Annotated in this window: 5 protein-coding genes; 1 reads left to right on the top strand and 4 read right to left on the bottom strand. The window is 34.4% G+C overall.

Annotated elements, in window-relative coordinates:
* Positions 1 to 206 precede the first annotated feature (206 nt).
* From FTU37_RS16190 to FTU37_RS16180, 3 genes are read right to left on the bottom strand one after another with little or no spacing between them, the layout of a single operon-like run.
* Positions 207 to 1,565: a nucleobase:cation symporter-2 family protein gene (locus FTU37_RS16190; protein WP_373686337.1), complete on the bottom strand. Its 1,359-nt coding sequence runs from the start codon at positions 1,563 to 1,565 to the stop codon at positions 207 to 209.
* Positions 1,566 to 1,581: 16 nt separating this feature from the next.
* Positions 1,582 to 2,217, bottom strand: a complete 636-nt coding sequence (locus FTU37_RS16185; RefSeq protein ID WP_180124662.1) for a hypothetical protein — start codon at positions 2,215 to 2,217, stop codon at positions 1,582 to 1,584.
* On the bottom strand, positions 2,210 to 3,232 hold the full coding sequence (locus FTU37_RS16180) for a DNA-binding protein (RefSeq protein ID WP_180124661.1): 1,023 nt from the start codon (positions 3,230 to 3,232) through the stop codon (positions 2,210 to 2,212). The genes FTU37_RS16185 and FTU37_RS16180 overlap by 8 nt, the downstream gene beginning before the upstream one ends.
* A gap of 177 nt (positions 3,233 to 3,409) precedes the next feature.
* Here FTU37_RS16180 and FTU37_RS16175 point away from each other — a divergent pair, with 177 nt between their 5' ends.
* Positions 3,410 to 4,396, top strand: coding sequence for a site-specific integrase (locus FTU37_RS16175; protein ID WP_180124660.1), 987 nt, complete (start codon positions 3,410 to 3,412; stop codon positions 4,394 to 4,396).
* 27 nt (positions 4,397 to 4,423) lie between these two features.
* Here the strand turns inward: FTU37_RS16175 and FTU37_RS16170 are convergent, their stop codons facing one another.
* Positions 4,424 to 5,002, bottom strand: a complete 579-nt coding sequence (locus FTU37_RS16170) for a hypothetical protein (RefSeq protein WP_180124659.1) — start codon at positions 5,000 to 5,002, stop codon at positions 4,424 to 4,426.
* Positions 5,003 to 5,597: the final 595 nt, after the last annotated feature.

The raw sequence follows: 5,597 nt of genomic DNA, 5'->3' as shown, positions 1-5,597 counted from the left end.
TGGAGAAATCTAATCGGTATGTTATACCTGAGAGAAGAGTGAGGAGTTATCCAAGGGTTGTAAAAGGAAAACCTCAAAAATACCCAAGAAAAAGCCAGTCAATCTCTTAACTGACTGGCATTACTCAATTTAGAGGGCTTTATTTATTCTATACAAACTATATTCTATGAATCATCGTATGGTTCAAGACCCAAGATCTGCCATGATTAATGATGCACATCTATCGCCATGCTTGGTTTTTTAACCTGATCTTTGCTCATAGTCACTTCTTTATTTTTAAATAAATTCAAATGATTGAACACAATATTTAAAATAATCGCCATCAAACAAGTCGAACTAATGCCTGAATGGAAGAGTGTTTGCACCCATTTCGGGAAGTTTGCATAGAAAGAATGATCGATAATTGGAATCATCCCTGCTGCAATCGCAGTCGCAACAATGATGAGGTTCTTTTGCTCGTTATAGTCAATTTTCGCCAAGGTACGAATACCACTTGCCGCAACCGTTCCAAACAAAACTAAACCAGCACCACCTAATACAGGGACAGGAATCGCTGCAATCAGTCGCCCCATAATTGGCAGAACGCCTAATACGACTAAAATCATTCCACCCGCTGCGACAACAAAGCGACTTTTCACGCCAGTAATCGCTACTAAACCAACATTTTGTGCAAAAGCACTTTGCATGAATGAGCCGAAGATTGGCGCTGCTGCACTAGATAACATATCTGCACGTAAGCCATTGGTAATACGCTCAGCATCCACTTTAGTACCAACAATCTCCCCAACGGCAATAATATCTGCTATCGTTTCAGTCATAATCACTAAAGTCACGATCAACATAGCAATAATGGCACTTAACTCAAAAGTTGGCATACCGAAAGCAAAGAAGCTTGGAAATTGAATCCAGTTACCATTTGCAACTTTAGAAAAATCGCCAAAGCCAAAGGCATAAGCCAGCACCGTACCGAAGACGATGGCTAACAAAATAGATAAACGTCGGATAGTTGCATTACGGGTTAAGTTCAGCGCAATCACGATACCCAAAGTTAAAAATGCCAAACTGATGTTCTCAGCACTTCCCCAGTCTGGTGCTTTATTGTTCCCACCCATCATCCAGCGTACCGCTACAGGCAGCAATGAAAGGCCAATCACAGTGATCACACAACCAGTCACAATCGGTGGGAAAAAACGAATAATTTTTGAAAAATAAGGTGCTAGAAAAAAGCCAATTAGAGATGCAACAATCACCGCACCATAAACAGCAGAAAGCCCACCGCCTGCGGTTACTATGGCAATCATCGTCGCCACACCTGCAAATGAAACACCTTGTACTAAGGGTAATTTTGCACCGATATATTTCACACCGACGGTTTGTAGTATGGTCGCCAAGCCACCGACAAAAAGCGCCGCCGCAATCAATAAACCGATCTGCGCAGGTTCAAGTCCCGCGGCTGTACCAATAATCAATGGCGGAGCGATAATACCGCCATACATGGTTAATACATGCTGTAGTCCGGGTACAGCCGAGATACGTGTAAAAATAGGACAAATAAAATTTGTCAAGAATTATTCACTAAATTTAACTTAAAATATCTTGCAGGAAAGGAAATTCATGTATGCAAATAGCATCAATTAGAGCTCTAATTTTGTCATCGCCATCAGAATGTTTTGCTAAACATAAATAATAGTTTTGACCTTGATATTTGGCATAAATAATCCACTCACCTGTAACAGAGGCACTTCGACAACGTCTTTCCCAAGCCCCCACGACTGCATCATGAGTAATTAAAGCAATATCCCGTTCAGTAAGATAGCGCTCTTCATTGGTTACTCCTGCTTCATGTGCCAATTCATCTAAAGATGGTAATTCCTCAACTTTTATCGAATTAATAAGATTTTTTGCAAAAGCCTGAATATTATTTGGTAAATAATGTTTATGCCATAAGCCCTTAAGTGGTAGTCGCATAAATTCAGTTTCAGCTTTTAGTTTACTTGGGTAACCAATTCCCTCCAAAGTTTTTATAGTATCTAAAATAGTATAGGAGTTAAGAATCCTACTTTTTGCAAGGCATAGAACTTGAGATGCAATTATGGAGCTGTACCGCTCTGGAATATAGGCGTTAAACCCGATTGATTTAACATAAGTGAAAGCCTGTTCAGAATTGCTTTCTACTGAAAAATCAAATGTTACTGAGTTTAGGGTAATTTTAGTCATAGGGTTTAATGCTCTTTTGCATAGCCAACATTGATTGTAACTGTGTAAAAACTGATTGTTGTGTCTCAAATTTAATTTTACTCGCTATCAGATCTTCATGAAGTTCTTTAGCATATTGATCTAAAGTATTTTTTTCTTGGGTTACTTTTGTTAGCTGTATCTCTAATTTTTGAATAGTTTCCTGATGGCTTTTTAATCCAGATAACAATGATGTTTCATGTTGTTTAACTTGCTCTAATTGCTTACCTAAATCATCAAGGGACTTTTCACATTTTTTATTATTCTCATTTGAAATTGATAATTCTGTTGCTAGTTTCGTATTTTCTAAAGAAAGTTCATTTAACTTATCTTGTTTTACTACAATCGTTTGCTGTAATTGACGTATTTCAGCCTGTAACAATTGAACTTGATGATCGTGTCTACGCAAATCTTGCTGACGTTGTTCTTTAACAGATTCTCGATAATGCTCCAAAGACTGTTGAGCATGTTTATATTTATCTTCCAAATTAGTTAGATACCCTTTATTTTGCTCTAATGATCCAGTCAAGTTCACCACTTGCTGCTCTAAACGATTTTTAACAAGAGTTTCCTGATCTAAAGAAACTTTTAACGCCTTATTTATTTCATCTTGTTTAGCTATTGATTCATTACTTTGCTGAAGCAAAATTTCTGTTTGATTCAACTCATTACGTAAAGATCCTATCTCTTCTTTAAGTTTTTCCTCATTAATGCGATAGGTCTCCTTAACTTTTTCTATTTCAATATTTGCTTCCAAATGAAGTTGTTCAGACAATCGTATAACCAAATTTTGTATAGTCTCACTTACAGACAGATTTTGACCAACACCCTGTTCTTCATCTTCTTCTAACTCTTTCAAATATTTATGGATTGTACTTTTTGATCCAGTATTGCCAAGTTCAATTCGAACAGCATCTACAGATGGATACTTATTTTGAGAGATAAGTACATCTCTTGCTTGCTTAACCATATTTTTAGTTAAACCTGATCTAGACATCATCAAATCCTTTTAAATAAATCATACTGTATTATGTAATACATAATAACATACTAAAATTATCTGACTATTGCCTATTTTGTATCAAATATCTAACACAGGATAATAAGACATTATCCTGTGTTAGAATAAAAAGATGGTGAATTTATTGCTAGATGGTTACATACGTCCAGTTTGATGGTTTTACTTAAAATTCAGTCGCTCACTGTGGATAATCTATATATGAGTAAAGTTGATCTCTATTTACAAGCCTCGATACGAGAAAATACTCAGAAGAGTTATACAACCGCAATTCAGCATTATGAGTTTGAATGGCAAGGTTTATTACCTGCAACTGCTGACCACATTGCTCATTATTTATCTGATTATGCAGGTGTTTTATCAATCAACACTCTAAAACAAAGAGTTGCTGCTTTATCTCAATGGCATATTGAGCAAGGTTTTCCTGATCCCACTAAAGCTCCGATTGTCAAAAAAGTTTTAAAAGGGATTAAAGTGGTTCACCCTGTACAGGAAAAACAGGCTAAACCATTACAACTTTTACAGTTAAAAGAAACGATTTCTTATCTTGATCAAATGGTTGAACAATCCAAAACTTCGGGAAGCTTAGCACAACAGCTTCGATATACCCGTAATAAGCTTCTGCTACTATTAGGGTTCTGGCGTGGTTTTCGTGGGGATGAGCTTACTCGCCTAAATATAGAGGATATTGAAATCCATACTGAAGGTTTAAGCTGCTATCTAGCTCAAACTAAGGGTGACCGAGCATTAAATGGACAATATTTTCAAGTACCCAAATTAAATCAACTATGCCCTGTTAAGGCTTACTCTGATTGGTTGGCAATTAGCGAATTAAGCTCTGGTGCGGTATTTCGCTCAGTCAACCGTTGGGGGAAAATTTCATCTGATGCCCTACATATTGATAGTTTAATTCCTCTGATACGCACTATTTTTTCTGAGGCGGGTATTGATTCAGCAGAATTGTATAGTACCCATTCGTTACGACGGGGTTTTGCACATTGGGCAAGTGATAATGGTTGGGACCTTAAAACTTTAATGGAATATGTTGGTTGGAAAAATATAAACTCTGCATTGAGATATATTAAAAGCTCTCAAAACTTCCAAAGAATAATTCTTGAACCTCATCCACCTAATAAGATCTAACTTACTCTAGATGAAATTTATGAAAACTTAACAATCACTACCAAAAATAATTTTAAAGCACTCTCTATTCATAATCTCTGAATTTGGTGTAATTTTAAATTCTTCATCCTCTTCAAAAAGTAAGGAGTATCCACTTTCTTCATTATTAAAAGACATATCCAGTTCTAATGGCTTCAAATATTTATCAAAAAAAATATCATTATTATAAAAAGTATTAAAATTTATAACTTCATATGACACTCCTTCAACTAAATTACTTGAACCACTCATAACCTCACATCTACCATCCTTTATTCCACAAAAAAACTTAGCATGAAAGTTACCTTTACTTTTTGATGTATTAATAAATTTAGAATCAATTTTAAATTTTTCTAAATCTTCATATTTTATGTCGTTAATTTCATTATATGACTTCTTGAAGTTGGTTAATTGATTTCTTCTAACTATAATTGTACTTTTATTGGGATCTAAGAATTTAAAAATCTTAGTCCAAGTTGCAACTACCCTATCATTTTTTAAGAACTGATGTCCAACGAATGGTGAAACTAAATAAACTTTATTAAATAAAAAATTCCATCTTATTAGTAACTTATATAACCAATTCATTATCTCTGTTTTTGTAAAAACTCCTTGAATAACCTTATCTAAAGGAAGAGAATTGGTAACATTAACTAATAATAGACTATCCTCTAAGTTTATATTTACATTTTCTTTATACTTTTCATATAAGAAAGCATGAAATTTGTTGCCACAGTTACATTTTATATTTAATTTTATAATAACATACCTTGGAGATGGGCCACTATGAGCTAAAGACCAGTTGACATAGTTATAATATTCTTTATAAATAATTGATTTTTTATCTTTTAATTTATCGTATATTTTACCTTCTAACTTTTCATTGCAGTTTTCACAAAAATATAGTGAAAATTCTTTAAAGTTATATTCCTGTAAATCACTTATTTTAAAAATTTTATTATCAACAAGTTCCTCCTTGACTTCTACTATACTATCTAAACTTATACCATCCTTAAACTCAAAATAACTATCATCTATAAAAAAACCATAAAATTCACTGATATACGCTGAATTATCAGGAGACTTTCCCTTGGGAGATTCTAGGCAGCCAACTTATAAAAGTCTTCGGCCATTTGATTTGGTGTCTTAAAACCCAAACCCTTTTGAATTCTTCGATGATTAT

It is taken from the genome of Acinetobacter sp. YH12097 (assembly GCF_013419225.1).
Lineage (GTDB): Bacteria > Pseudomonadota > Gammaproteobacteria > Pseudomonadales > Moraxellaceae > Acinetobacter > Acinetobacter amyesii.
This window is presented reverse-complemented; position numbering and strand designations above follow the sequence as displayed.